The 26,010-nt window shown below is 64.1% G+C and carries 21 protein-coding genes and 1 pseudogene; 13 read left to right on the top strand and 9 right to left on the bottom strand.

Features of this window, described 5'->3' with window-relative positions; genetic code table 11:
• Positions 1 to 80 precede the first annotated feature (80 nt).
• From APH44_RS08125 to rarD, 4 genes are all read left to right on the top strand, one after another.
• Positions 81 to 818 (top strand): ComF family protein, encoded by a 738-nt coding sequence (locus APH44_RS08125; RefSeq protein ID WP_054892184.1) that lies wholly within the window; start codon positions 81 to 83, stop codon positions 816 to 818.
• 55 nt (positions 819 to 873) lie between these two features.
• The gene (locus tag APH44_RS08120; RefSeq protein WP_054892183.1) at positions 874 to 1,638 is read left to right on the top strand and encodes a TOBE domain-containing protein; all 765 of its coding nucleotides are present in this window, start codon (positions 874 to 876) and stop codon (positions 1,636 to 1,638) included.
• Positions 1,639 to 1,857: 219 nt separating this feature from the next.
• Positions 1,858 to 2,832: a serine/threonine protein kinase gene (locus APH44_RS08115; protein ID WP_054892182.1), complete on the top strand. Its 975-nt coding sequence runs from the start codon at positions 1,858 to 1,860 to the stop codon at positions 2,830 to 2,832.
• A 63-nt stretch (positions 2,833 to 2,895) separates the two neighbouring features.
• Positions 2,896 to 3,783 carry an EamA family transporter RarD gene (gene rarD, locus APH44_RS08110; protein ID WP_054892181.1) on the top strand — a complete coding sequence of 296 codons (888 nt, stop codon included), beginning with the start codon at positions 2,896 to 2,898 and terminating at the stop codon, positions 3,781 to 3,783.
• 215 nt (positions 3,784 to 3,998) lie between these two features.
• Here rarD and APH44_RS08105 read toward each other — a convergent pair whose 3' ends face one another.
• Complete coding sequence (locus APH44_RS08105; RefSeq protein ID WP_054892180.1) at positions 3,999 to 4,517, bottom strand: glycine cleavage system protein R; 519 nt, start codon at positions 4,515 to 4,517, stop codon at positions 3,999 to 4,001.
• Positions 4,518 to 4,952: 435 nt separating this feature from the next.
• Here APH44_RS08105 and APH44_RS08100 point away from each other — a divergent pair, with 435 nt between their 5' ends.
• Positions 4,953 to 7,130 (top strand): malate synthase G, encoded by a 2,178-nt coding sequence (locus APH44_RS08100; RefSeq protein ID WP_054892179.1) that lies wholly within the window; start codon positions 4,953 to 4,955, stop codon positions 7,128 to 7,130.
• Between the two features lie 146 nt (positions 7,131 to 7,276).
• Here APH44_RS08100 and APH44_RS08095 read toward each other — a convergent pair whose 3' ends face one another.
• Positions 7,277 to 7,720: a response regulator gene (locus APH44_RS08095; protein WP_054892255.1), complete on the bottom strand. Its 444-nt coding sequence runs from the start codon at positions 7,718 to 7,720 to the stop codon at positions 7,277 to 7,279.
• A 216-nt stretch (positions 7,721 to 7,936) separates the two neighbouring features.
• Between APH44_RS08095 and APH44_RS08090 the strand changes: the two genes are divergently transcribed.
• From APH44_RS08090 to APH44_RS08060, 8 genes and pseudogenes are all read left to right on the top strand, one after another.
• Positions 7,937 to 9,874: a putative nucleotidyltransferase substrate binding domain-containing protein gene (locus APH44_RS08090; RefSeq protein WP_054892178.1), complete on the top strand. Its 1,938-nt coding sequence runs from the start codon at positions 7,937 to 7,939 to the stop codon at positions 9,872 to 9,874.
• Positions 9,871 to 10,581, top strand: a complete 711-nt coding sequence (locus tag APH44_RS08085) for a PolC-type DNA polymerase III (RefSeq protein ID WP_054892177.1) — start codon at positions 9,871 to 9,873, stop codon at positions 10,579 to 10,581. The genes APH44_RS08090 and APH44_RS08085 overlap by 4 nt, the downstream gene beginning before the upstream one ends.
• 136 nt (positions 10,582 to 10,717) lie before the next feature.
• Positions 10,718 to 11,236 carry an RNA polymerase sigma factor gene (locus tag APH44_RS08080; RefSeq protein WP_054892176.1) on the top strand — a complete coding sequence of 173 codons (519 nt, stop codon included), beginning with the start codon at positions 10,718 to 10,720 and terminating at the stop codon, positions 11,234 to 11,236.
• Positions 11,233 to 12,189 (top strand): FecR domain-containing protein, encoded by a 957-nt coding sequence (locus APH44_RS08075; RefSeq protein ID WP_054892175.1) that lies wholly within the window; start codon positions 11,233 to 11,235, stop codon positions 12,187 to 12,189. The genes APH44_RS08080 and APH44_RS08075 overlap by 4 nt, the downstream gene beginning before the upstream one ends.
• Before the next feature lie 184 nt (positions 12,190 to 12,373).
• Positions 12,374 to 14,805 (top strand): annotated as a pseudogene (locus APH44_RS08070) (TonB-dependent siderophore receptor).
• Between the two features lie 115 nt (positions 14,806 to 14,920).
• Positions 14,921 to 16,033, top strand: a complete 1,113-nt coding sequence (locus APH44_RS08065; RefSeq protein WP_054892174.1) for a PepSY domain-containing protein — start codon at positions 14,921 to 14,923, stop codon at positions 16,031 to 16,033.
• Positions 16,030 to 16,206: a hypothetical protein gene (locus APH44_RS30045; RefSeq protein ID WP_177339330.1), complete on the top strand. Its 177-nt coding sequence runs from the start codon at positions 16,030 to 16,032 to the stop codon at positions 16,204 to 16,206. The genes APH44_RS08065 and APH44_RS30045 overlap by 4 nt, the downstream gene beginning before the upstream one ends.
• A gap of 72 nt (positions 16,207 to 16,278) precedes the next feature.
• Positions 16,279 to 19,077: a dermonecrotic toxin domain-containing protein gene (locus tag APH44_RS08060; protein ID WP_054892173.1), complete on the top strand. Its 2,799-nt coding sequence runs from the start codon at positions 16,279 to 16,281 to the stop codon at positions 19,075 to 19,077.
• On the opposite strand, the gene APH44_RS08055 is transcribed toward APH44_RS08060, so the two are convergent.
• The 7 genes from APH44_RS08055 to waaF are packed head-to-tail and all read right to left on the bottom strand — an operon-like array spanning position 19,050 to position 26,010.
• Complete coding sequence (locus APH44_RS08055) at positions 19,050 to 20,492, bottom strand: lipopolysaccharide kinase InaA family protein (protein ID WP_054892172.1); 1,443 nt, start codon at positions 20,490 to 20,492, stop codon at positions 19,050 to 19,052. The two genes, APH44_RS08060 and APH44_RS08055, sit on opposite strands and share 28 nt — an antisense overlap.
• Positions 20,492 to 21,244, bottom strand: coding sequence for a lipopolysaccharide kinase InaA family protein (locus tag APH44_RS08050; RefSeq protein WP_054892171.1), 753 nt, complete (start codon positions 21,242 to 21,244; stop codon positions 20,492 to 20,494). Before APH44_RS08050 ends, APH44_RS08055 begins: the two co-directional genes overlap by 1 nt.
• Positions 21,241 to 21,975, bottom strand: a complete 735-nt coding sequence (locus tag APH44_RS08045) for a lipopolysaccharide kinase InaA family protein (RefSeq protein ID WP_054892170.1) — start codon at positions 21,973 to 21,975, stop codon at positions 21,241 to 21,243. The genes APH44_RS08050 and APH44_RS08045 overlap by 4 nt, the downstream gene beginning before the upstream one ends.
• Positions 21,975 to 22,781, bottom strand: a complete 807-nt coding sequence (gene rfaP / locus APH44_RS08040; protein WP_054892169.1) for a lipopolysaccharide core heptose(I) kinase RfaP — start codon at positions 22,779 to 22,781, stop codon at positions 21,975 to 21,977. Before rfaP ends, APH44_RS08045 begins: the two co-directional genes overlap by 1 nt.
• On the bottom strand, positions 22,778 to 23,902 hold the full coding sequence (locus APH44_RS08035; protein WP_054892168.1) for a glycosyltransferase family 4 protein: 1,125 nt from the start codon (positions 23,900 to 23,902) through the stop codon (positions 22,778 to 22,780). The genes rfaP and APH44_RS08035 overlap by 4 nt, the downstream gene beginning before the upstream one ends.
• Positions 23,902 to 24,960, bottom strand: coding sequence for a lipopolysaccharide heptosyltransferase I (gene waaC, locus APH44_RS08030; protein ID WP_054892167.1), 1,059 nt, complete (start codon positions 24,958 to 24,960; stop codon positions 23,902 to 23,904). The genes APH44_RS08035 and waaC overlap by 1 nt, the downstream gene beginning before the upstream one ends.
• Positions 24,961 to 26,010: a lipopolysaccharide heptosyltransferase II gene (waaF, locus tag APH44_RS08025; protein WP_054892166.1), complete on the bottom strand. Its 1,050-nt coding sequence runs from the start codon at positions 26,008 to 26,010 to the stop codon at positions 24,961 to 24,963. It abuts the gene before it with no gap.

The raw sequence follows: 26,010 nt of genomic DNA, 5'->3' as shown, positions 1-26,010 counted from the left end.
CTTATCTAGGCTCTGACAGGCGCCGGGACAGGAAAGCCCGCCAGCGCTTCACGGATAGCTCGCATAGTCAGGGAAGGTCCATGCACTGTCAACCAAACATAAAAACACTGGTTTACAACTGGCTAAATATTAAACAGAGCTGTTTGCTCTGCGATGAGCCTGCGCAACAGGCATACCCCTTGTGCCCGGCCTGCGAGCATGAGTTGCCGTGGCTCGACGAACAGTGCACGCGCTGTGCGCTGCCCTTGCCGATGCGGGCATTGACCTGTGGCCAGTGCAGCCGCAGGCCACCGCCGTTCGAACGGGTCATTGCGCCGTGGCATTACGGGTATCCGCTGGACGCTGCGATCAGCCGCTTCAAGCACCGCAGCCAGTGGCCGTTGGGGCGGTTGCTGGCAGATCTGTTGGCGCAGGCCCTGCAGCATCGCTATGACGAGGGCCTGACAAAACCCGACCAACTGTTGCCCGTTCCACTGGCTGCACGTCGACTGCGCCAACGCGGCTTCAACCAGGCCGCCATGCTTGCACGCTGGCTGTCGAGCCAGTTGCACATCCCCTGCGACGAGCGCGTGCTGCTGCGCCCACGGGACACCGCGGCGCAGCAGACTCTCGACGCCAAAGCGCGCTGGCGCAACTTGCGCCAGGCCTTCACCGTCGCACCGCACGCCACGCTCGACGGGCGCCATGTGGCCCTGGTCGACGACGTGCTGACCACCGGTGCCACTGCCCGAGCGCTGGCGAGCCTGCTGCGCAAGGCCGGGGCGCGCCGGGTCGATGTGTATTGCCTGGCACGCACGCCCAGGCCTGGGCAGGGTTGACTAGACTCGGTCTCGAAGGCACTTTCGCCGCATCACACCGCCGGTTACCTGCCCAATGTCCCTGCCCGCCCTGCTTGCCCAGCACATCTTCCGTCGCCCGCAGCGCATCGCCCTGCTGCAGCACATCGCTGAACAAGGCTCGATCACCCGCGCCGCCAAGGCGGCCGGGATCAGTTACAAGAGCGCCTGGGATGCCATCGACGAGCTCAACAACCTCGCCGCTCAGCCGTTGGTCGAGCGCAGTGCCGGCGGACGTGGTGGTGGCGGTGCCAAGCTGTCGACGGAGGGCGCGCGGGTCTTGCGCCTGTATCAGCGCATCCAGGCGTTGCAGAGCGAAATCCTCGAATCCACCGAAGAACACAGCGACCTCGACCTGCTCGGCCGCCTGATGCTGCGCACCAGCGCTCGCAATCAGTTGCGCGGGCAGATCAGCGGGCTGCGCCGGGAGGGGCGTTACGACCGGGTCAGCCTGGCACTGGGCAGCGGGCTGGAAATCGATGCGCTGATCACACCGGACAGTACCGAACGGCTGGAGCTGGCCCTGGGAAGCACGGTGGTGGCCCTGCTCAAGGCCGGATGGGTGAAAGTGCTGGCTGCCGCTGATCAGCCGGACGCCGAGAGCAATTGCCTGCACGCCCAGGTAGAAGAAGTACTGGCCAATGAAGGCGGCAGCAGTGAAATGCGGCTGGCGCTGGAGAACGGGCAGACGCTGTGCGCCTTTGCCGAACCGCAATGGCTGCAGCAGCAGGCAGTCGCGGCAGGCAGCAAGGTGCGAGCGCAGTTTCATCCTTCGTTCGTGCTGCTGGGGGTGCCGGTGTAGCGCGCAATGCGTTGGAGCGGGCTCGCACCGCGATCACCCGAAGCGGCTACCTGGCAGGCGACGTGATGGGCCTGGAGCATTGTAGTGGCTGGTTTACGGCCGCTTCGCGCCCGATCGCGGGACGAGCCCGCTCCCACAGGAATGCAGGGAGCTTTGGCACCTGAAGCTGCCATGGAATGCGTTACCATGCCGCGCATGCATTCCCCTGCCGGAGCTCCCATGTCCCATCCCTTCGATACCCTCACCCCCGACCTGGTCCTGGACGCCGTCGAAAGCCTGGGCTTTCTCAGCGATGCCCGGGTGCTGGCGCTCAACAGTTATGAGAACCGCGTCTATCAGGTGGACATCGAAGGTGAACAACCGCTGATCGCCAAGTTCTACCGCCCCGGGCGCTGGAGCGATGCAGCCATCCTCGAGGAGCACAGCTTCAGCTTCGAACTGGCCGAGCACGAGGTGCCGGTTGTCGCCCCGCTTCAGCATGAAGGTCGCAGCCTGTTCGAGCACCAGGGCTTTCGCTTCACCTTGTTCCCGCGCCGCGGCGGCCATGCGCCCGAACCTGGCAACCTCGATCAGTTGTATCGCCTGGGGCAATTGCTCGGACGCCTGCATGCCGTCGGCGCCACGCGCCCCTTCGAGCATCGCGAAACACTGGCTGTGGACAACTTTGGCCATGCCTCGCTCAAGACCCTGCTCGACGGCGATTTCGTCCCGCGCGAGTTGCTGCCGGCGTTCGAATCCGTGGCCCGCGACCTGCTCAAGCGGGTCGAGGATATCTACCAACGCACGCCCTTCGAGGCGATCCGCCTGCATGGCGACTGTCACGCTGGCAACCTGATGCACCGCGACGACGTCTACCACGTCGTCGATCTCGACGACTGCCGCATGGGGCCGGCAGTGCAGGACCTGTGGATGATGCTGGCCGGCAGCCGCGAAGAGCGCCTGACGCAGTTGGCCGAACTGATCGACGGATACAACGAGTTCCACGATTTCGACCCGCGCCAACTGGCGCTGATCGAGCCGCTGCGCGCCCTGCGCCAGCTGCATCACAGCGCCTGGCTGGCACGGCGCTGGGACGACCCCGCGTTCCCGCGCAGCTTCCCCTGGTTCGGCCAGCCGCGCTACTGGGGCGACCAGATCCTGGCCCTGCGCGAGCAGATGGCGGCGCTGGATGAAGCGCCACTCAAATTGTTCTAGTTGCAAGGCGCCAGCTGTCTACAATAGGCGCCGCGATATCAGCTGCCAAAGCAAGGAATCTGCATGCACGCCGCAAACCCGCAGCGCGGGTACATCCTGGGCCTCAGCGCCTACATCATCTGGGGGCTGTTCCCCCTCTACTTCAAAGCCATCCAGAGCGTCCCGGCGGTGGAGATCATCGTCCACCGGGTACTGTGGTCGGCACTGTTCGGTTCGCTCCTGCTGCTGGTATGGAAACACCCAGGCTGGTGGCGCGAGCTGCGCGACAACCCGCGGCGCCTGGCGATCCTGGCCCTGAGCGGCGCACTGATCGCAGGCAACTGGCTGACCTACGTGTGGGCCGTGAACAACGGGCGCATGCTCGAGGCAAGCCTGGGCTACTACATCAACCCACTGGTCAACGTGCTGCTGGGCATGCTCCTGCTGGGCGAACGCCTGCGCCGCCTGCAATGGCTGGCGGTCGGGTTGGCCGCAGCGGGGGTGGCGCAACAGGTGTGGCAGGTCGGTGGTCTGCCCTGGGTGTCGCTGGGGCTGGCGCTGTCGTTCGGTTTCTATGGCCTGATCCGCAAGCAGGCGCCGGTGGCGGCGCTACCGGGGTTGGTGGTGGAGACCTGGATGCTGGTGCCGTTGGCACTGGGCTGGCTGCTACTGCACCCGCAAGCCAACAGCGCCAACCTCGCGTTCTTCAGCAGCAGCGAAGCGTTGTGGTTGATGGCTGCGGGGCCGGTCACGCTGGTGCCGCTGGTGTGCTTCAACGCCGCCGCGCGCCACCTGCCCTACACCACCCTGGGCTTCCTGCAATACCTGGCGCCGACCCTGGTGCTGTTGCAGGCGGTGCTGCTGTTCGACGAGCACCTGTCCTCGAGTACCCTGATCGCCTTCATGTTCATCTGGGCTGGCCTGGCGATCTACAGCGTCGACGCCTGGTTGAGCCTGCGCAAACGCGCCTGATCAAAAAACGATCAAACCCATGCAGGCCACGGATCACGTGGCCTGCAGCAAGGTCTCCAGAGGTTATCCACACCCTGATCCCCGCGCTTTGTGCACAAGCCCCTGAAATATGAACGTTTTTTGCACAATCCGCTGCAGCCCGCGATCTATCGGGGCTGGCCTGGAGTACCCTCAGGTTATCCACAGGGGCTTCCCCGTTAAATCGGGATAACCCGCTATTCCTCCGGCCTGAGCTTCAACTCCACCATCAGGTCATCGGCGAGGCTTTCGAGCTTCTGCTGCAGGTCATTCAGCGACAAGGTCAGCGGCAATGCCAGCAAGGCATCGGCGTGGAACAGTGGCTCGCTGCTCATCGGTGCCGGGCGCACTTCGGTGCTCAAGCGCTCGAGGTTGACCCCCTGCTCCGCCAGCAACCGGGTGATATCGCGAACGATCCCGGGGCGGTCATTGCCCACCAGCTCCATCGCGATCGGTTTCCAGGTGCAGGACGGTTCGATGCCGCTCTCGGCAATCAGCACGCGGATCCCATGGTCGCCCAGCTTCTGCAGTGACTCGACCAGCTCGTCGTAGTTTTCCGCCGGCACCGCCACCCGCAGGATACCGGCGAACTGCCCGGCCATGCGCGACATGCGGCTTTCCAGCCAGTTACCGCTGTGATCTGAGATGCACTGGGCGATGCGGTCGACCTGTCCGGCCTTGTCAGGGGCGATCACGGTGAGTACAAGATGATCCACGGGCCACTCCTCTACCTGCTCTTACAAGGGCATCGAATCAGTATAGGCAAGGCGCGGCAACCTGCCGCAGGGCAGACCGAGCAACAAATCGTGTACCGTTTAGAGATTTATCTGGAACAATCCACAGGTTTTTTGCGAACATACCGTCTCCCAGCGTGACCCCATGCGACCAACGGGTCGCACAACGACGCTTTTAGTCTGATGTTCACTCGCCTACTGCATCATGTAGTATGCGCCAGCGCGGACTACAAAACGTCGTTTGGATGTCTGCCAAGGCGCCTGTGAAAATACGCGAATCGCCCGCCAGCCTGTCTGGCAGGCTGCACCCAGCCGCGCTCGGGCTGCATGACGAGGGCATGTACTGGCCGCGTGTTTAGAGAAGCGCTACAGGCTTAATACAGAAGAGCGAAATAGCTGAGCAGAGTGAGGCAAGCAATGACTGGATACGTTCAAGTCGGTGGCCTTCAGGTCGCCAAGGTCCTGTACGACTTCGTCAACGACGAAGCCATTGCGGGGACCGGCATCGTCGCCGAGCAGTTCTGGGCCGGTGCAGAGAAGATCATCAACGACCTCGCTCCAAAGAACAAAGCCCTGCTCGCCAAGCGTGACGAGCTGCAAGCCAAGATCGATGCCTGGCACCAGGCACGCCAGGGTCAGGCCCACGACGCCGCGACCTACAAAGCATTCCTCCAGGAAATCGGCTACCTGCTGCCACAAGCCGACGATTTCCAGGCCACCACGCAAAACGTCGACGAAGAAATCGCCCATATGGCCGGCCCGCAGCTGGTGGTGCCGGTGATGAACGCGCGCTTCGCCCTGAACGCCGCCAACGCCCGCTGGGGTTCGCTGTATGACGCACTGTATGGCACCGACGCTATCAGCGAAGAAGGCGGCGCCGAAAAAGGCCAGGGCTACAACAAGGTACGCGGCGACAAAGTCATCGCCTTCGCCCGCGCCTTCCTCGATGAGGCCGCGCCCCTGGCTGCCGGCTCACACGTCGATTCCACCGGCTATCGCATCGACGCCGGCAAGCTGGTCGTCGCCCTCAAGGGCGGCAGCAACAGCGGCCTGCGCGACGACGCCCAGCTGATCGGTTTCCATGGCGACGCCGCAGCGCCGACGGCCGTGCTGCTCAAGCACAACGGCCTGCACTTCGAGATCCAGATCGACGCCAGCACCCCGGTCGGCAGCACCGACGCCGCCGGCGTGAAAGACATCCTGATGGAATCGGCACTGACCACCATCATGGACTGCGAAGACTCTGTCGCCGCCGTCGATGCCGACGACAAGGTCGTCGTCTACCGCAACTGGCTGGGCCTGATGAAGGGCGACCTGGCCGAAAGCGTGACCAAGGGTGGCAAGACCTTCACCCGCACCATGAACCCCGACCGCGAGTACGCAGCGCCCAATGGCGGCAGCGTCACCCTGCACGGTCGTTCGCTTCTGTTCGTGCGTAACGTCGGTCACCTGATGACCAACCCGGCGATCCTCGATGCCCAGGGCAACGAAATTCCCGAAGGTATCCAGGACGCCCTGTTCACCAACCTGATCGCGCTGCACAACCTCAACGGCAACACCAGCCGCAAGAACACCCGTAGCGGCAGCGTGTACATCGTCAAGCCGAAGATGCACGGCCCTGAGGAAGTGGCGTTCGCCGCCGAGATCTTCAGCCGCGTCGAAGACCTGCTGGGCATGCCGCGCAACACCGTCAAAGTGGGCATCATGGACGAGGAGCGCCGCACCACGGTCAACCTCAAGGCCTGCATCAAGTCGGCAGCCGACCGCGTGGTGTTCATCAACACCGGTTTCCTCGACCGCACTGGCGATGAGATCCACACCTCGATGGAAGCCGGCGCCATGGTGCGCAAGGGCGCCATGAAGAGCGAGAAATGGATCGGCGCGTACGAGAACAACAACGTCGACATCGGCCTGGCGACTGGACTGCAAGGCCGTGCCCAGATCGGCAAGGGCATGTGGGCCATGCCTGACCTGATGGCGGCGATGCTCGAACAGAAGATCGCCCACCCGCTGTCCGGCGCCAACACCGCCTGGGTCCCTTCGCCAACCGCCGCGACCCTGCACGCGCTGCACTACCACAAGGTCGACGTCCAGGCGCGCCAGCGCGAGCTGGCCTCGCGTACCCCGGCCTCGGTGGACGACATCCTGACCATTCCGCTGGCGACCAACACCCACTGGTCTGCCGACGAGATCCGCAACGAGCTGGACAACAACGCCCAGGGCATCCTCGGCTACGTCGTACGCTGGATCGACCACGGTGTGGGCTGCTCGAAGGTGCCGGACATCAATAACGTCGGGCTGATGGAAGACCGCGCCACCCTGCGCATTTCCGCCCAGTTGCTGGCCAACTGGCTGCGTCATGGCATCGTCACCCAGGAGCAGGTGCTGGAAAGCCTCAAGCGCATGGCAGCGGTGGTCGACAAGCAGAACGCCGGCGACGCCCAGTACCGCCCGATGGCGCCGAACATCGATGACAACATCGCGTTCCAGGCCGCGGTCGAGCTGGTCGTCGAAGGTGCGAAGCAGCCGAACGGCTATACCGAGCCGGTACTGCATCGCCGCCGTCGCGAGTTCAAGGCGCGTAACGGGCTGTAAGTTAGATCTACGACGGGGGTCGCTTTGCGGCCCAATCGCGGCACAAGGCCGCTCCCACAGGTACAGTGCACGGTTCGAAGCTTGCGCCGTACCTGTGGGAGCGGCCTTGTGCCGCGATTGGGCTGCGAAGCAGCCCTAGTCCTGCATTACTCGATCTTCAATTCTCTTTTCACCAGCCCCAGCAATTTCCCCAGATCCACCGGTTTAAGCAGAAAATCCACCACCCCCAGGTGCATCACGTCCACCGCCTCCTTCACATCGGTGTCACCCGACACCACGATGATCGACAACGCCGCCCGCTCCGACTCGCGAATCTGCCGAATCAGCTCCAGGCCATCCTTGGGCTCCATGCGCAGATCGGTGATCATCAGCGCGATGCGCGGTTCGTAGTGCAGCTTGAACATCGCCTCCTGCGCACCATCGGCCATCATGCAGTCGATGCCACGGCTTTTCAGGTACAGGCTCAGGGCCTCGCTGTTCACCGGGTTGTCGTCCACCACCAGCACCACCGGCCTGGGCGCCACTGGCGCGCTCACCACGGCCAACGCCTCGCGCTCGGCGTCACTCAGTATTTCGTCATGCTCAGCCATGGCCATCTCGTCAAAAAAATCTCGTGCTAGGTTTAGGACCGCGAAAACCGGCGTAGCCTACCCACCTTTCGTCGGATCCTTGACAGCGACTCTCACCGATAGACTTACGTCCAATGGGCATCCACGGGCAGCCAGCCGACCATGGAGGCCGAAAACAACAAAGCCGATACCTATAGATAGATATATATAGTTCGGCATAGCGATACGGTCAGCTTCATGAGCAAAAAGGACGCCTACACCCAGGCCGGCAGGACAGCGGTGCTGCAGAACATCCAAGGTACGCTGCAGTTTCTGCAGCGCTTCCCGCCGTTCAATCAGATGGAACAGGGCCACCTCGCCTATCTGGTGGAGCAGTGCCAACTGCGCTTCTATGCCAGCGGCGAAAGCATCATCAAGCCCGCCGACGGGCCCGTGGAACACTTCTACATCGTCAAGCAGGGCCGGGTGGTGGGCGAACGCCAGCATGTCACCGGCCCCGGTGTGGAAACCACCTTCGAGATCGCCAGCGGCGAATGCTTCCCCCTGGCCGCACTGCTCGGCGAACGGGCCACGCGCACCGAACACCTGGCCGGCGAAGACACCTTCTGCCTGCAACTGAACAAGGCGGCGTTCATCCGCGTGTTCTCGTTGTCCGGCGTATTTCGCGACTTCGCCCTGCGTGGCGTCAGCAGCCTGCTCGACCAGGTCAACCAGCAGGTGCGCCAGCGCGCCGTGGAAACCCTCGGCACGCAGTATTCGCTCAATACACCGCTGGGCGAGCTGGCCATGCGTCATCCGGTGGTGTGCACGCCCGACACGCCGCTGCGCGACGCGGTACGGTCGATGCACGAACAACAGGTGGGGAGCATTGCCATCGTCGATGAGCAGCGCTTCCCCATCGGGATCTTTACCCTGCGCGACCTGCGCCAGGTGGTCGCCGACGCCAGCGCCGAGCTCAGCGCACCGATCGACCGGCACATGACCGTCGCACCTTTCTACCTAAGCCCCCAGGCCAGCGCCTTCGATGCCGCCATGGCGATGACCGAACGGCATATCGCGCATGTCTGCCTGGTGGACAACGGTCGCCTTTGTGGGGTGGTGTCCGAGCGCGACCTGTTCTCCCTGCAGCGGGTCGACCTGGTGCATCTGGCCCGCACCATCCGCCACGCGCCGCGCCTGGAAGTGCTGGTGGCATTGCGCGGCGAGATCGGCCAGCTGGTCGAGCGCATGCTCGCCCATGGTGCTTCCTCGACGCAGATCACCCAGATCATCACCCTGCTCAACGACCATACCGTCTGCCGGGTGATCGAGCTGGCGCTGGCCGAACGCGGCGACCCCGGCGTGGCGTTCAGTTGGCTGTGCTTCGGCAGCGAGGGACGCCGCGAGCAGACCCTGCACACCGACCAGGACAATGGCATTCTCTTCGAGGCACGCGACAGCGCCGAAGCCGACGCCATTCGCGCGCGCCTGCTGCCACTGGCGCAATACATCAACCACAACCTCGCCCAGTGTGGCTTCACCCTGTGCAAGGGCAATGTCATGGCCGGCAACCCCGAGCTATGCCTGTCGCGTGCCGAATGGGCGCGGCGCTTTGCCGGTTTCATCCGCGAAGCCAGCCCGGAAAACCTGCTGGGTTCGAGCATCTACTTCGACCTGCGCGTGGTCTGGGGCGATGAGCAAGGCTGCGAAGTGCTTCGTCAGGGCATCCTCGCCCAGGTTGCCGACAACCGTATCTTCCAGCGCATGATGGCTGACAACGCCCTGCGCCAGCGCCCGCCGGTCGGGCGCCTGCGCGAGTTCGTGCTGACCCGTCAGGGCAACGACAAGGCCGCCACCCTCGACCTCAAAGTCCAGGGCCTGACACCCTTCGTCGATGGCGCCCGCCTGCTCGCCCTGGCCAACGGCATCGGTGCCAACAACACACTGGAACGGTTGCGCCAGCTGGTGGCCAAGGGCGTCATCGATGCCCTCGATGGCGCCGCCTTCGAAGAGGCCTATCACTTCATCCAGCAGACCCGCATGCAACAGCACCAGCGCCAGAGTCGCGATAACCTGGCCTACTCCAACCGCGTCGACCCGGACAGCCTCAACCATCTGGACCGGCGCATCCTGCGTGAATCGCTGCGCCAGGCCCAGCGCCTGCAAAGCAGCCTGGCGCAGCGGTACCAGCTATGAAGCTGTTCGCCTGGCTACGCTCCAGCGCACCGACGCTCGACGATGAATTGCGCCAGCGCCTGGCCGCGCTGCCAGGCCCGGCAGCGTACGGCGTGCAGCCTCTGCGCGAGCAGCGCTGGGTAGTACTGGACCTCGAAACCAGCGGTCTGAACCTCAACCGTGACCAGGTGCTGTCGATTGGTGCCGTGGCCATCGAGGACGGCGGTATCGACCTGGGCCGCCAGTTCGAACGCACCCTGCACCGTCCCGAACAGAAGACCAACGCCAGCGTGCTGATCCACGGTCTGGGGCCCAGCGCACTGGCGGCAGGCAGCGACCCGGCCGAAGCGCTGGTGGACTTGCTGGAGTTCATCGGTGACAGCCCGGTACTGGCCTTTCACGCGCCGTTCGACCAGGGCATGCTCGGGCGCGCCTTGAAGGAAACCCTCGGCTATCGCCTGCAACATGTCTTCATCGATGTGGCGGAACTGGCACCGATGCTCAACCCCGACACCGTGCTACGTGAGGCAGGCCTGGACGACTGGGTGGCACGCTTCGGCCTTGAGGTACAGGCGCGCCATCATGCCAGCGCCGACGCCCAGGTCACCGCAGAGCTGGCCTTGATCCTGTTCAGCCAGGCACGACGCCAGCAACTGGACAGTCCGCTGCAACTGGAACAGCGGCTGAGGCAGTGGCGGCGGCGCGCCGTGCACAGCCATGGCCTGTAGGCAGGCGCTGGCCGTTTCGCGGATAAACCCGCGCCCACAGTCATTCTGACCAGCGTCAATTGCATCCCCCCGCCTTCCTCTGCCACAATCGCGAATCATTATCGTTATATAACGCATTCTTCCCCGGGGAACGCCCTTGTCCTCTGCGCACAGCCCACATGCCGAGCTGGTCGGCAGCCTGTACCGCGACCACCGCAGCTGGCTGCTGGCCTGGCTGCAGCGCAGCACGGCTTGCCGCCAGCGCGCCGAAGACCTCAGCCAGGACACTTTCGTGCGCCTGCTTGGCCGCGAACAGTTGATCGCGCCTCGCGAACCCCGCGCGTTTCTTGTCGCCGTGGCCAAGGGGCTGCTGTTCGACCATTTCCGCCGCGCCGCCCTGGAGCAGGCCTACCTTGCCGAGCTGGCGTTGCTGCCTGAAGCAGAGCAGCCTTCGCCAGAAACCCAGCACCTGATCCTCGAGGACCTCAAGGCCATCGACCGCCAGCTGGGCAAACTGTCGAGCAAGGCACGCACCGCGTTCCTGTACAACCGTTTGGACGGCATGGGCCATGCCGAGATCGCCGAACGCCTGGGTGTGTCGGTGTCGCGAGTACGCCAGTACATTGCCCAAGGCATGCGCCAGTGCTACGTGGCGTTGTACGGGGAGCCGACTTGAGCAATACGCCGGTCTCGGCCAAGGTCCTGGAAGCCGCCATTGCCTGGAAACTCTGCCTGGAGGGCGGCGACGGCACCGCCGATGAGCGCCACGAATTCACGCGCTGGCACGCCGCCAGCGAGGAACATGCGCGCGCCTGGTTCCAGCTTGGCATGCTCGACCAACGCGTGGGCGCGGCTGCAGGCCCTGCCCGCCACGCCCTGCTGCAGTCACGCGCCGGCCTGCGCCAGCGGGTTGGCAAGCTCGGTGGCGGGCTGGCCGGGATGCTCGTGCTCGGTGGCCTGCTGGCCTGGATCGGCGCCCCTTCGCTGGCACCCAGCTACTGGCTGGCTGATCAACGCACCGGGACCGGAGAGCTGCGTACCCTGCGCCTGGAGGACGGCACACTGCTGAGCCTGGCCACCCACACCGCGGTCGATATCGACTACGAGGGCGAACAACGGGTGATCGTGCTGCACCAGGGGGAGATCTCCATTGAAACCGGCCACGACGACCCTCGCCCGTTGTGGGTGCGCACCGACGATGGGCGGCTGCGTCCGCTGGGCACGCGCTTCCTGGTCAAACGCGAAACTGCCGGCACACGCCTTGAAGTGCTGCAGGCCCAGGTAGCTGCGCAACCGAGCAACACGGGCAACGAAGAAGTGCTGAACGAGGGCCAGCAAGTCTTGATGCACAGCAACGGCCTCGGCCTGATCGGCCCGGTCAGCGCCGGTGCCGACGCCTGGACCCGGGGCATGCTGGTGGTCGACAACGTGCGCCTGGCGGACCTGGTCGCCGAACTCGGTCGTTATCGCAGCGGGCACTTGGGGGTGTCGGATGAGGTCGCCAACCTGCGCGTGACCGGCAGCTTCCCGCTGACGGATACCGACCTGGCGCTGGCTTCGCTGGTGCCGGCCTTGCCGGTGAAGATCGAACGGCGGACGCCCTGGTGGGTGACCGTCGGGCCGCGGTGAATCAGTACCGGCCCTATCGTTCCTCACATCGGTGGTGCACCTGTAGGAGGAGCGGGCTTGCCCCGCGATAGGGCCGGAACATCCCTGCAATAACCCCAGACAAAAAAATCTCCACCCCCCTGTCACTTTCCAAATCTCGCTCGGCAAGGAAGCAGTTAGCACTTATCCGTCTAGGAGCCACTGCATGTCCCGTGCTGTCGAGTCTTACCTGCGTCCCAGCCTGATGGCCCTGGCCATCGGCCTTGCCACCCCTCTGGTCAGCCCCATGCTGCTGGCTGCCGAGCAGTCCAGCGTGCGGGCCTACGACCTGCCCAGCGCGCCGCTGGCCGGCACCCTGAACCGGATCGCCAGCGAGGCCGGCATCGCCCTGGCCCTGGATCCGAGCCTGGCCAGCGGACGTACCTCGGCACCGGTTCGTGGCACCTTCAATGGCATCGGCGCCCTGCAGGCCGCCCTGCGCGGCACCGGCCTGCAACTGCAGCAGGGCAGCGCAGGCAGCTACAGCCTGGTCGCCGTGCCGGAAGGCAGCCTGGCGCTACCGGAAACCAGCGTGAACGCCTCCAGCGACAGCGAAAGCGCCTGGGGCCCGGTCGATGGCTACCTGGCCAAGCGCACCGCTGCCGGCACCAAGACCGACACCGCACTGGTCGAGGCCCCGCGCTCGATCTCGGTTGCCACCCGCCAGCAGATGAGCGACCGCGGCGTGCACAGCCTCGATGACGCGGTGAAGTACATGCCAGGTATCGTTTCCGCCAGCTTCGGCAGCGATACTCGCTACGACTGGATGCGCGTGCGGGGCTTCGAGCCGACCCAGTTCCTCGACGGCCTGCCACTGCCACGCGGCGTCTACGCCAACCCAAAACCGGAAACCTGGAACCTCGACCGCCTGGCCCTGCTGCGCGGCCCGGCGTCATCAATCTATGGCCAGACCCCACCCGGTGGTTTGCTGGATATCGTCAGCCGCCGCCCGCAAGCCGAAGCCGCACATGAGATCGAGGTGCAGTACGGCAGCGACAACCACCGTCAGATCAACTTTGCCAGCACCGGCAAGATCGACGATGAAGGCCGGTTTCTCTACGGCGTCAGCGGTGTGATCCGCGATGGCGGCACGCAGATCGACCATATCGACGACAAGCGCTACAACATCGCTCCGAGCCTGACCTGGAACATCGACGAGGACACCTCGCTGACCTTCCTCAGCCAGTTCACCCGTGACGATACCGGTGCCACCAGCCAGTTCCGGCCGATACAAGGCACCAAGATCGACATGCCGTTTGGCAAGATCTCGCACCACAAGAACCTCGGAGACCCGGACTACGAGTTCTACGATCGCACCTATTACGCGCTGGGCTATGCCTTCGAGCATCGCTTCAACGACGTCTGGCAGTTCCGCCAGAATCTGCGTTACACCAAGTCGACCTGGCGTTCCAGACCATCACTCCCGGTAGCTACTATCAACCCGGAGGCCCGGTGAAGGACGATGGCACCGTCAGCCGCATGTCCACCAACACCGATGAAGACATCAGCCAGTTCGCGGTGGACAACAACTTCCAGGGCGACTTCGCCACGGGGGACATCACCCATACGCTGCTGATCGGCCTGGATCACCAGCGTATGAACAGCAACTACCTGTCGATCTTTGGCTTCAACGTGCCAGACAGCAACGTCCTCAACCCGGTCTACGGGCTGCCGATCACTCGCCCGGATCGCTCCACGGCGTTCTACGACTACAACCAGAAAACCCGACAGACCGGCCTGTATGTTCAGGACCAGATGGCGCTTGGCAACTGGCGCCTGACCTTGGGTGGCCGTGAAGACTGGGTGCACACCGGTACCAAGTTCTTCAACAAGAACGATGCCACCAACACCCAGCGCGACAAGAAATTCAGCGGTAACGCGGCGATCAGCTACGTCTTCGACTCGGGCTTTGTGCCCTACCTTTCCTACGCAGAATCGTTCCAACCCTCCAGTAATGCCAGTGCGTCGCCCACCGACTCGTTCAAACCTACCGAAGGCCAGCAATGGGAGCTGGGCGTCAAGTACCAGCCGCCGGGCTCGAATACCCTGCTGACGGCTGCTGTGTATGACCTCACCCAGAAAAACGTCTCGGTCACCAACAACGTGGGTGGCGTATCGATCACCAGCCAGACCGGCGAAGTGAAGGTACGTGGTCTGGAGCTCGAGGCAGTCTCAGATGTCACCGAGAACCTGAAGGTGATCGCTGCCTACACCCTGGCCAAATCGGAAGTACAGGACGGCCAGTTCAAGGGCAACCGCCTGCAACTGATGCCCAACCAGCAAGCCTCGCTGTGGGCCGACTACACCTGGCACAGCGGTGTGCTCGACGGCTTCGGCATCGGCGGCGGTGCGCGCTACACCGGCAACACCTACGGCGACCAGGGCAACACCTACCTCGGCAAGGCCAAGGCCTACACCGTGTTCGACGCTTCGGTGCACTACGACCTGGGCCGCCTGGACAACAGCCTCAAGGGCGCCTCGGTGGCGGTCAATGCCACCAACCTGCTGAACAAGGACTACATTTCGACCTGCGATTCGTACTACTGCTACTACGGCGACCAGCGTAGCGTTGTGGTCAGCGCCAACTACAAGTTCTGAGTGATGCATCGCGGGGCAAGCCCGCTCCTACAGGTACACCACAATCCTGTGGGAGCGGGCTTGCCCCGCGATTGCGTCCTGAAAAACAGCACAAGCTGCAAAGGCTGCAACCCTGATGAAAAGCCAAACCATCCGCCGTTGGTCGGCGATCCACACCTGGACCAGCCTGATCTGCACGCTGTTCCTGCTGCTGCTCGCCCTAACCGGCCTGCCGCTGATCTTCCACCACGAACTCGAACACCTGCTCGGTGACGCCCCGGAACTGCGCGAGATGCCTGCCGACACGCCGCATCTGGACCTGCAGCAACTGGTAATCAAGGCCGAGCAACACCGCCCCGGCGAGGTCATGCAGTATTTCGGTTTCGAGGATGACGAGCGCAACGGCGTGGTGGCGATCACCGCAGCCACCGCTGGCACCGAACCCAACGCCTCGCACACCTTCATGCTCGACGCCCGCACCGGCGAGGCGGTGGCCATGCCTGCAGCCAATGGCGGCTTGATGATGACCATCCTGCGCCTGCACGTGGACATGTTCGCCGGCCTTCCCGGCAAACTCCTGCTGGCCGCCATGGGCGTGCTGTTCGTCGTTGCCATCGTCTCGGGCACGGTGCTCTACGCTCCGTTCATGCGCCGCCTGCAGTTCGCCACGGTCCGCACCGATAAATCGCGACGCCTGCGCTGGCTCGACCTGCACAACCTGATCGGCGTTGTCACCCTGACCTGGGCGCTGGTGGTCGGTGTCACCGGGGTGATCAGCGCGCTGTCCGACCTGGTCATCGCGGCCTGGCGCAATGACAGCCTGGCGGCGATGGTTGCGCCCTATCGCGATGCCCCGCCACTCACCGAACGCGCGCCTGCCACGCAGTTGCTGCAGATCGCCGAACAGGCCGCGCCCGGCATGCGTGCAGACTTCATCGCATTTCCCGGCACACGCTTTTCCAGCGAACACCACTACGCGGTGTTCATGAAAGGCGCGACACACCTGACCTCGCACTTGCTGACGCCGGTACTGATCGATGCCCGTACCCTGGAAGTCACCGCCATTGGCGATCGCCCCTGGTACATGGACGCCATGGGCCTGTCACAGCCGCTGCACTTCGGCGACTATGGCGGACGGCCAATGCAGATCCTCTGGGCGGTACTGGATGTGCTGACCATCGTCGTCCTGCTCAGTGGCCTGTACCTGTGGTGGGGCAAGCAGCGCAAGCCCCGCGAGGTGCGGACATGAGCCACCGCTCGCAAAGCACTCGCCGGATCTTCGCCTGGCCAACCGCCATCGCCCTCCTGAGCGCTGCGGGGCTGTTCGCGGCTCTGCTCGGGGATGGCGCCTGGGATGTGCTGTCCTGGGCGGGGCTGGGGATACCGGCGCTACTTGGAGTGCGCGGCCTGTCGAGACGATGAGGTAATTGGCTAACGCGCCCACCGAGGCCTGGCACGCCAAGCTGGCCGCTCCATCACTACGGAGCGCAGCCAATGAGCCTGCAACATTTCCAAGCCTTCGATCAACAGCTGAGCGACCTGCTTGCGTCGCCGCCCCGGCCTGAGACCTCGCAGCCCTGGCTCAAGGCACGCCAGCGGTATTTCGCAGACCTCGCCGAGTATTGGCTCGACACCGGCGTCACCGGCGAAAGTCGTAAAGCACGACTGGTCAGCTTGCTACGCGCGCAATTGCTCGCACAGATCACCCTGCGCGTCGATGATCACACCCTCGGTTCGAACCACGCCGAACTGCTCAAAACCAGCATAGAAATGCCGCTGCCCGGGCAACGCCAGCACCTGCCTCCTGCCGAGCGCCCACAAATCTACCGCCCACTGCTGGACATCGGCACCCCTCATTGGCGCGAGTACCTGCCCGGCGCCTTCGTCATTGTCGAAGGCGGCCCCGAGGGCAGCATGCCCGACCCTGCCGAGTCCAGCGACTACGCCTTGCTGTGCAGTCTGTCCCATGGCATCGAGGCGTTCGACGACCTGGCAGAACTGCACACCGAGCTGTGCGAGCGCATGGACGACCTGCAGCAGAGCAGGCCGCTGTTGCAGTTGATGGCCGGCGATGAACAGCGGGAGCTTGCGCGCAATGCCGAACGCCTGCGCTACGAATGGTTCAACGATGATCCGTTGCAGCTGCAGGTACAGGCCCTGATAGATAGCCAACATGCACGTCTGACCCAGGTCTGGGAAAACGCTGCCCAGACATCGCCACTCGACTGGCCAACCCTGACCAACCAGCTGGAAACGGCCGCCGACCTGCTGCCGCTGGCCGACAGCAGGTCGGCCCTGCGGACACGCTATGCCCTACTGCTGGAGAGAAACAGCCCCGCCTGGCTCAAGAACGCGTCGACACAAGGCCTGATCCATATCATGCAAACCATGCAAGAGCTGGTGATCGCCATCGACAAGGCTGCCGCGCCAGGGATTCTCAATCACGATCAGTTCCTGGACCGCGAAGGCCTGAGCGCCTGGACCTGTAAACAACTGCGTACAGCCATGCGCCAGCAGTATCAATTCGATGCCGACCCGCTTGATCTGCATGTCAGCGTGACGATGGCACGCCAGAGAGGGCCAGTCTTCCATCCCGGCCTCACTACCGGCTACATCCCCGCTGCCAGCCGCCCACAGGTCGGCGACACCGTGGAGTTGGTATTGCAGAGCTATCGCCTGGATGAGTTGGCCATGCTCAACGTCAGTTGGCTTGACGTCGACTACTGGCTGACAGCACGAGTGCACCGTACGGACGGCAGCCCCGTGACCGAGATCACCCCGGCGCAGATCAAGCAGATGGTTCGCGCCCTGGACGTTGGCGAGAGCTACAGCCGCTACCTGCGCACGCACCTGCTGGAGTCACCGACGGCCAAGTGGCGACGCGACAGTTATGCCGCCATCAGCAGAGCGCGCATGCGCGCCGAGGCGGCCAAGGCGCGATACGCCGGCCATTACCTGGAAGACCCTTTCGAACGCGGCTATCTGTGGAGCAGCACCGTGCTCGACCATCCCGACAGCGAGCAGCGCAAGGCACTGAAAATAACGCGCCTGAGCGTGCAACAACTGTTGATCGACGGCCACACCGTGCAGGGGGTCATGCTCGTCACTCCCGAGAACGCCGGCATGCAGCGCTTTCTGGTCTATACACCGGATGCCCCGGATCGACGCGCCTGGCGTGAATATCGCAACGCTCGGCACATGCTGCGCACGCTACGCGAGAAGCCAGCCCTTCGTGACTATGTCAAAGAACGCATGCCCTTGGCCGACCCGGATAACGTCGAGCGCTGGCTGTCCAAGGGAGGGTTGGGCTCACGGGTAAGGCGCCCGGAAATCACCGGCGACTTTCAGCACGCACGCTATCGGGCCGAGGTCCACGCAGCACTCTCAGCGGTGGACGCGGCCACCAATACGAAACTGGAGCTGCTGGGCGATCTCAGCCTGCATGTGCTGTGGGTCATCCTCGACCTGCTCAGCCTGGTTCTGCCCCTTCGTGCCCTGGCAGTGCTGTCGTTCGCCCGTGCCGCGATCTCGATAATCGATACCCACAAGGCGTACGTCGAAGGTGACCGCATCGGCATGCTGCGCTCGCTGGTCGATGCCTTCAGCTATGCCAGCGACGGCATCAACAGCGTCTCCGGTTCAACGGTGCTTCGCCGGGCAATTCGAGCCATGCCACCGACGCCGCCACTGTCACTTCCCCCGGCCATGGTCAGCGCGGTCAATACCAGCAAGCTTCGCTACCGAGTCGACGGCATTCACAAGGAGGGCATCTATGAACAGCCCTCACCCTATCCAGGATTGACCTTCTACTTCATCAAGGACAGCGCCGGCCAGAGTTACCAGGTCGCGTTCGACGGTTACCGCTGGCGAGTGGTCGATCCGCGCAAGCCGGACGCTTACACCAAGGTCCCGGTCAAGCGTCGCGAGGACGGCGAATGGGTCGTCGACTCCCCTGTGCTGTGGTACGACGGCCTGCCAGACCTGAAAGCATTGTTCGACACCTGTCGGCTCGCCGAAGTGCCTGCGGGGGAAAAACACGAAGATGCCGACGGGTTGTACCAAAGCGACCAACGGCTTTACCTGCTTGCCGGTGGCCATGCCCTACCGCTGCGCGCGCATCTGCTCAAGAACCACTACCGGCTGATGCTTGCCGGGCAAAACCGCGAAAGCCCCGCCTCCGCCATCTTGCGCTGGCAAGACGGACAATGGAGCCTTCGCGTACGCCAGGCCGGTCGCAGCAGCGACTGGCTGACGCTGCCGCAGGCTTACTCGGTGAGCCGAGGCAGCAATTGATCGAGACGCTGGTGCAAGGCACTGCTGCTTGGCCAGTTGCGCAGCAAGCGCGCACGGTCACGTGCGTAGGCAGGAGCGAAGCTGAGCTGAGTGGCGTGCTGGGTCATGGCATCGAGGTCGATCAGCGACCACTGGCCGTTCTGCCAGAACAGGTTGTGGCCCTTTAAGTCACCATGGCTGATGCGTTCGGCAATCAGCCTCTGCATCAGTTTGACCAACGCCTGAACCTGTTCTTCAGGCACTTCGCCATTCTCGACGTAGGGCGCAAAACAGGCCGTGAGATCAGGACCGTCGGCGTATTCGGTCACCAGGTAGGCGGTGCTGCGCAACCCCATCACCCGTTGCTCGAGCACCGCTAGCGGGCGCGGCGTGGCGATGTCGAGAAACTCGAGGCGATGGCCTTCGATCCAGGAATGCCAGGCACGACTCGGGCGCCAGAAACGCTTGAACCAGTGGGCGGTGTTCTTGATGTTGTAGCGCTTGAGCACCAGCGTGCGGCCACCGGCCTCGATACGTGCCACGCTGGCGGCACCGCCGGTCTTGTACAGGTGGCCCTGCTCGATCAGCGTATCGGCCTGCTCCAGTACCGGCACCAGGGCAGACACCTCCTCGCGCCGAATCGCACGCAAGCCTGAGAGGCTGCGCTCGACGCTGAACAGCGTGCACTCGCGCCCGGCTTTGTCCAGGTAGTCTTTCAAGCGCCAACTGCGCACCTTGTCGACCTGCTTCTGCAGGGCTTCGAGCGGCAGCGCATGCTCGCCATTGGCCAGCAGGTAATGCACCAGCGCCTCTTCGATGAAGGGTTCCAGGCGCTTGGGCAACTGGGCGAACAATACCCCGAGGTTTTCCAGCACGCGCTGGCGCGACAGTTGCTGGCCCGGCGTTTCAGCCTTGATGCCGGCACCATCGATCAGGTAGAGGTGGCCCTCGTGGCGCAGCAGGTTGTCCAAGTGCAGGTCTTCCTGCCACAGCCCTTTGGCATGCATCTGCGCCACTGCGGTCAGCGCCTCGCCGAGCACCCCATGCTGCTCGTCCGCCAGCATCGGCAGATGCTCGACCTTGGCCCAGGCGTCGCCCAGGTTTTCGGCGTTTTCAAGGAACTCGAACAGCAGCCAGCCACCCTCGCCATCCTTCAGGCCATCGGCCAGCAGTCGGGGCGTGGTCAACCCCTGCGCAGCCATCAAGCGCGCGCCCTCCAGCTCACGCTGGAAATGGCGGGCGGCGCTGCTGCCGACCAGCAGTTTGGCCAGCACCGGCGTGCCGCGCCAGATACCGGCACCGACATAGCGCTGCCCTGGCAGTACGCGCAGCAGGCTGAGCAACTGCAGCTCGGCACTGCCGGCAGCATCTTCGAGCGTCACGCTCAAGGGCAGGCTCGGGCTGCGCCCGGCATCCTTCAGTTCAGACAAGCGCATCAGCGGGCCTCTTTTTCACGGCGGCGTTGCGTCAGGCGTTGCAGCCAGGTGCCGACCAGCGCGCTGTCGGCCGGCTGCGCCAGGTAGGCGGCGAGCAGGCTGCGCACATCCGCCTCGCTCCAGGCACGGGCACGACGCAGCAAGGGCTCGAGGTCCTTGAGGCGGTCACGCATGCCGAACAGCAGTGGCCGGGTCTTTTCCAGGTCGATCAGCTGGGCCTGCCAGCCTTCGCGGCGTTCGCGCAGGAAAATATGCTTGGGATAGAAACAACCATGCACCTGGCCGGCGCCGTGCAGGGTACGCGCGAGCTCGCCACAGGCCGCGAGAATACCCTGGCGTCGAGGCTCGGGCAGTTGCGGCCATTGGCCGAGGAAGCTCTCCAGGTCATTCCACTCGTCGAGCGCTCGGGTCATCAGGATCGCCCGATGCTGGCCGCCCTGCTTGCGCTCGCCATAGAACACCGCCTGCAGTGCCGGGATGTTGAGCTTTTCGTAGCGGCTGATATTGCGGAATTCGCGGGCGAAGGTGGGCTCGCCGAACGGCCGGTGCAGGGTACGCGTGAGGTAGTCGCTCTGGCGCTTGAGGTAGTAGCCCTTGCCCTCGAGCTCCAGGCGGAACACGCTGCTCCAGCCGCCGCGCCCGGTGTTGGGTTCGTCGACGGCATCCAGTTGCAGCGCCCACAGCGCCTCGAAGTCGTTCAGGCCATGGCGTTGCAGCAGCGCATGGTCGGCGCTGGCCAGGTAATCGGTCATTCCCTTCCCTCGAAGAAGCTCACCACCTGGCGAATCCGTCGCTTGTCACGGGCATTGAGCCGCGCGTGCCCGCGATATTGCAGGTAGAAGCGCAGGCGCTGGGTGGCCGAGAGGTGATATTTGGCGACCTTGTCCAGGCACGCCAGATCCTTGATAAGCCGGTGGCGGAGCATGAAGCCACGCCAGAAATCGCCCGTCGGGCAATCGATGAAGAACAGCGTCGCCTGATCATCCACCAGCAGGTTGCGCCACTTCAGGTCATTGTGGGCGAAGTGATGATCGTGCATGACCCGGGTATGGCGAGCCAGTTGACGACTGACATGCTCGACCCATGTGCGATCAGCCAGGCGCGGATCGTTGCGCTCGGCCAGCGCCGAAAGGTCTTCGGTGCGCGGCAGCTCGCGGGTGATCATCGCCCCGCGACCGAACGACAGCCCCTTGCGCTCCAGCCCCCAGGCCACCACTTCGGCGGTAGGAATGCCCCACTTGGCGAACTGCTTGAGGTTCTGCCATTCAGCCTTGATCCGTGGCCGTCCGAGGAAGCGACGCATGTGCTTGCCGGCACCGGTGTAGCGTTTGACGTAGTAGTTGACCCCGTCGCGCTCGATGCGGATGACCTCGCTGAGCGGGTCACGGGTCAGGCGCTCGCCGTCGAGGGCGAACACCGCGTCGATACTGCCGAAGTCCGCCGCCAGGTGTTCGTAGCCCGGCGCCAGTGTCCAACCCGCCATCAGAGCGCATCCCCATAGCGTTGCTTGCGATCGTAGAGTTTCTGCGCCTTGCGTTCGAGCCAGGCGAGCAGTGCGGCTTCCTCGGCGAGCACCTGGCGCAGCGGGCGCTGGAAATAGCCCTTGAGGAAGCGCAGCTTGTCGCGACGCGTCAGGCCGATGTCCAGGGCCGAGAAATACAAGGCGGCCAGGTCCTTGTCGCGCCAGCGACGGGTGATTTTCGTACGGGTCTGTGCGCGGTGCAGGTCGATCACCGACAGTTTGAAGTCTTCAGGCGTCACGGGCCGGTCAGTGTGCAGCAGGAAATGGCAGATGTAGCAATCACGGTGGTTGACGCCTGCACGGTGCATGCCGCCGACCATCTTCGCCACCTCATCGATCAGCGCACGCTTGAGACGCGGCTCGGGGGGCTGCCTGAGCCAGTCGATGCTGAAGTCTTCCAGGCTGACGGTGGGGGCCAGCTCCTCGGTGACGATGAACGAATGCTGGGTGGCCGGGTTGCTGCCACGTTCGCCATAGGCGACGGCGGTCATGGTCGGCACGCCGACCTCCTGCAAGCGCTGGATCGCCAGCCATTCCTGGCCGGCACCGAGTACCGGCAGCTTGGCGCTGAACAGGTTCTTGAAAATCTCGCCCCAGCCGATGCCGCGGTGGATCTTGACGAAATAGCCCTCGCCCTCGACCTCGGTGCGCAAGGTTCGGCGCCCTTCGAGCTCGCGGTATACCTCGCCCTGCAGGGCTTCGACGGCATCGAAGGGATCGCGCCCGGCCCACAGGCGCTTGAACGGTTCGGCCAGCATCAGCTTCATGCGTGCTCCTGGCCGAGAATCACATCGGCGGCGTGCTGCGGCATGCTGTAGAGATCGGCGCTGTCGGCAAAGGCCAGGCCGTTGCGCGCCCAATCGGCGCGGGCCTGGGGGTCTTCGAGCATGCGCTGGAGATAGGCGTTGAGCTGCTCTTGCTCGAACGGCTCGTCGAGCACCAGGCCGCTGTCGGCCTCGGCGATGTAATGGGCATAGCCACAGACCTTGGATACCAGCACCGGCAAACCGGCGACCAGCGCTTCGAGCAGCACGGTGCCGGTATTTTCGTTGTAGGCCGGGTGGATCAGCAGGTCGGCGCCGAGCAGGAAGCGCGGGATGTCGCTGCGCCCCTTGAGGAACTGCACCTGGTCACCCAGGCCGAGCGTGGCGCTCTGCAACTGGAACACCTTCGGGTCGTCCTGGCCGATGACCATCAGCCGGGTGCGCTTGCGCAGGCTCGAAGGCAATGCGGCCAGGGCTTTGAGGCTACGATCGACGCCTTTGGTCTTGAACCCCGAGCCAATCTGCACCAGCAACAGGTCGTCATCGTCCAGCGCGAACTCCTGGCGAAACGCTGCGCGGATCTCGGCCGCATTGGCCGGCGCCCGGCGATCCTGGGAGATGCCCGGTGGCAACAGGTGGAAACGCTCCACAGGTGTGTCGTAGTGCTTGATGAACAGAGGCTGTTGCACTTCAGAGATCATCAGGATCTCGGTGGCAGCCTCCTTGGCGAACACGGCACGCTCGTATTCGGCGAAATGCCGGTAGCGGCCCCAGCGACGATACAAGCCGCCGCGCAGAGTCTGTGCCTTGTCCTCGAAGCAGCCGTCGGCAGCATAGTAGACGTCCAGCCCCGGCATCTTGTTGAAGCCAATCAGACGGTCGACCGGGCGTTTGGCCAGGTCGGCAGCCATCCAGGCGCTGAGTTTTTCGTTGCGGCGGTGGTTGAACAGGGCCTTGACCGGCGCCACCAGCACTTCGAAGCCTGGGGGGATGTCACCTTCCCAGATGAGTGTATAGACGCGGATCTGATGCCCACGCTTCTGGCACTCCAGGGCGATGCGCATGAAATCGCGCTGCAATCCGCCGAAGGGGAAATATTTGTAAAGCACGAAAGCCAGTTGCATCAACGAACATCCTCAGCCAGCAGCAGCGCGCTCAAGCGGCCCGCCACATGCTCGGGATTCAGGCGAGTGAAGCACAGCGGCCACTCGCGTTTGAGATCGAACCGGCGCAGGTCCTCGGCGCTCGGTTTGTAGGTGCACTTCTTCTGCAGGCAAGGCGCACAGGGGAAGTTGCTGGCCTGGTGGATCTGGGCGCGTCCGTAGGCACCGGTCAGACCAGGATTGGTGGGGCCGAACAGCGAGATGGTCGGCACGTCCAGCGCTGCGGCCAGGTGGCCGAGGCCGGTGTCCACCGCCACGCAGGCCTTGGCCGCCGCGAGTATGCGAGCGACCCCTGCGAGGTTCAATTTGGGGAGTACCTGGCAGTTTTCCAAGCCTTGGGCGATGCGATCGGCACGAGCCTTCTCCGCAGGATTGCCCCAGGGCAGCACGACTTTCATCTTGCGCCGCCCCATGCGCTCGGCCAGCTCACGCCAGTAGGCTTCCGGCCAGTGCTTGGTGGCCCAGGTGGTGCCATGCAGGAACACCACGTAGGGGGCGGTCGGGGGCAGTTGCAGGCGGTTCAGGTCCAGGCCGTACTGGCCGATGCCTTCAGGCAGGTCGTAGGCCAGGGACAAGGCGAACAGCTGGCGTACCCGTTCCACCGCATGCTGGCCGACCGCTACCGACAGGCGTCGGTCATAGAAGCGGCTGGCCCAGCCTTCGCGCGCCGAATAGCGGTCGAGCCCGGCCACCGGCGCCTTGACGTAACGGGTCAGCCAAGCCGACTTGACCAGCCCTTGGGCATCGATCACCAGGTCGTACTTGCGCTCGCGCAGGCGCTGCTTGAACGCCTTCCACTCGCCGCTCTTGAGCGTTTGCCAGAGATTCTTGCGCCAGCGCCGGATCGCCACCGGGATCACCTGGTCGACCGCCGGATGCCAGCTCGGGATCTCGGCAAAGCCCTCCTCCACCACCCAGTCGAAACGAATGCCGGGGATGGCGTGGGCGGCGTCGGTCAGCGCCGGCAGGGTGTGGATCACATCGCCCAGCGACGAGGTCTTGATGATCAGTACCCGCACTTAGTCGACCTCGGCCACGGTATCGATCAGGTTCGGACCACCCAGGCTGTGCAGGGCGGCAATGACTTTTTCGGGCTCGAGCAGGCGCAGGCAATTGTAGTGGCCGAAACGGCAGGTACGTTCGAAGCACGGGCTGCACTCGATACCGGTGCGCACTACCTCGACCTGGTCGGCCAGTGGCGGAGTGAAGCCCGGCGAGGTCGAACCATAGACCGCCACCAGCGGGCGGTTCAGCGCCGCCGCCACATGCATCAGGCCGGAATCGTTGGACACCACCGCATCGGCGCAGGACATCAGGTCGATGGCTTCGGCCAGCGAGGTCTCGCCGGCCAAGTTGCTGGACTCTTCACGGAAGCCCGGAATCAGGCGGTCGCGGATCTGCTCGCCGACCGGATGATCGTTCTTCGAGCCGAACAGCCACACCTGCCAGCCCTGGCGAATCATCGCATCGGCAACAGCGGCATAATGCTCCGCCGGCCAGCGCTTGGCCTCGCCGAACTCGGCACCTGGGCACAACGCAAGCACCGGGCGATCCAGCTCCAGGCCGAACTTGGCCAGGGCGGCATCGCGGCTCTGGTCTTCGATACGCAGGCTTGGGCGGGGATAGGGTTGTGGCAGTTGAGCGCCCGGCTCATAGGCCAGGGCCATGAAACGTTCGATCATCAACGGGTAGCGCGCCTTGTCGAGCTTGCGCACATCGTTGAGCAGCAGGTAGCGCATCTCGCCACGCCAGCCGGTGCGCTGGGGGATGCCGGCGAAATAAGGCACCAGTGCCGACTTGAGCGAGTTGGGTAACAAGATCGCCTGGTCGTACTGGCCGGCCAGTGACTTGCCGATGCGCCGGCGCGTGGCCAGCTCCAGGGCACCGTGGCCGAGCGGGAAGCTCAAGGCCTGGCGCACCTCGGGCATGCGCTCGAGGATCGGCCGGCTCCACTCGGGGGCCAGCACGTCGATCACGCAGTCGGGGTGACGCTGTTTCAGGCACTGGAACAGGGTCTGCGCCATCACCATGTCGCCGACCCAACTGGGTCCAATGATCAGTATTCTCAT

The sequence above is a fragment of the Pseudomonas sp. NBRC 111143 genome, from assembly GCF_001320965.1.
Lineage (GTDB): Bacteria > Pseudomonadota > Gammaproteobacteria > Pseudomonadales > Pseudomonadaceae > Aquipseudomonas > Aquipseudomonas machongensis.
The sequence above is the reverse complement of the archived record's forward strand: the minus strand, read 5'-3'. Positions and strand labels throughout refer to the sequence as shown.

Excerpts from the sequence above, each read along its gene's own strand:
- APH44_RS08125 (WP_054892184.1), top strand. The coding sequence starts at position 81 with ATGCACTGTCAACCAAACATAAAAACACTGGTTTACAACTGGCTAAAT.
- APH44_RS08120 (WP_054892183.1), top strand. The coding sequence starts at position 874 with ATGTCCCTGCCCGCCCTGCTTGCCCAGCACATCTTCCGTCGCCCGCAG.
- APH44_RS08115 (WP_054892182.1), top strand. The coding sequence starts at position 1,858 with ATGTCCCATCCCTTCGATACCCTCACCCCCGACCTGGTCCTGGACGCC.
- rarD (WP_054892181.1), top strand. The coding sequence starts at position 2,896 with ATGCACGCCGCAAACCCGCAGCGCGGGTACATCCTGGGCCTCAGCGCC.
- APH44_RS08100 (WP_054892179.1), top strand. The coding sequence starts at position 4,953 with ATGACTGGATACGTTCAAGTCGGTGGCCTTCAGGTCGCCAAGGTCCTG.
- APH44_RS08095 (WP_054892255.1), bottom strand. The coding sequence starts at position 7,720 with ATGGCTGAGCATGACGAAATACTGAGTGACGCCGAGCGCGAGGCGTTG.
- APH44_RS08090 (WP_054892178.1), top strand. The coding sequence starts at position 7,937 with ATGAGCAAAAAGGACGCCTACACCCAGGCCGGCAGGACAGCGGTGCTG.
- APH44_RS08085 (WP_054892177.1), top strand. The coding sequence starts at position 9,871 with ATGAAGCTGTTCGCCTGGCTACGCTCCAGCGCACCGACGCTCGACGAT.
- APH44_RS08065 (WP_054892174.1), top strand. The coding sequence starts at position 14,921 with ATGAAAAGCCAAACCATCCGCCGTTGGTCGGCGATCCACACCTGGACC.
- APH44_RS30045 (WP_177339330.1), top strand. The coding sequence starts at position 16,030 with ATGAGCCACCGCTCGCAAAGCACTCGCCGGATCTTCGCCTGGCCAACC.
- APH44_RS08060 (WP_054892173.1), top strand. The coding sequence starts at position 16,279 with ATGAGCCTGCAACATTTCCAAGCCTTCGATCAACAGCTGAGCGACCTG.
- APH44_RS08055 (WP_054892172.1), bottom strand. The coding sequence starts at position 20,492 with ATGCGCTTGTCTGAACTGAAGGATGCCGGGCGCAGCCCGAGCCTGCCC.
- APH44_RS08050 (WP_054892171.1), bottom strand. The coding sequence starts at position 21,244 with ATGACCGATTACCTGGCCAGCGCCGACCATGCGCTGCTGCAACGCCAT.
- APH44_RS08045 (WP_054892170.1), bottom strand. The coding sequence starts at position 21,975 with ATGGCGGGTTGGACACTGGCGCCGGGCTACGAACACCTGGCGGCGGAC.
- rfaP (WP_054892169.1), bottom strand. The coding sequence starts at position 22,781 with ATGAAGCTGATGCTGGCCGAACCGTTCAAGCGCCTGTGGGCCGGGCGC.
- APH44_RS08035 (WP_054892168.1), bottom strand. The coding sequence starts at position 23,902 with ATGCAACTGGCTTTCGTGCTTTACAAATATTTCCCCTTCGGCGGATTG.
- waaF (WP_054892166.1), bottom strand. The coding sequence starts at position 26,010 with ATGAGAATACTGATCATTGGACCCAGTTGGGTCGGCGACATGGTGATG.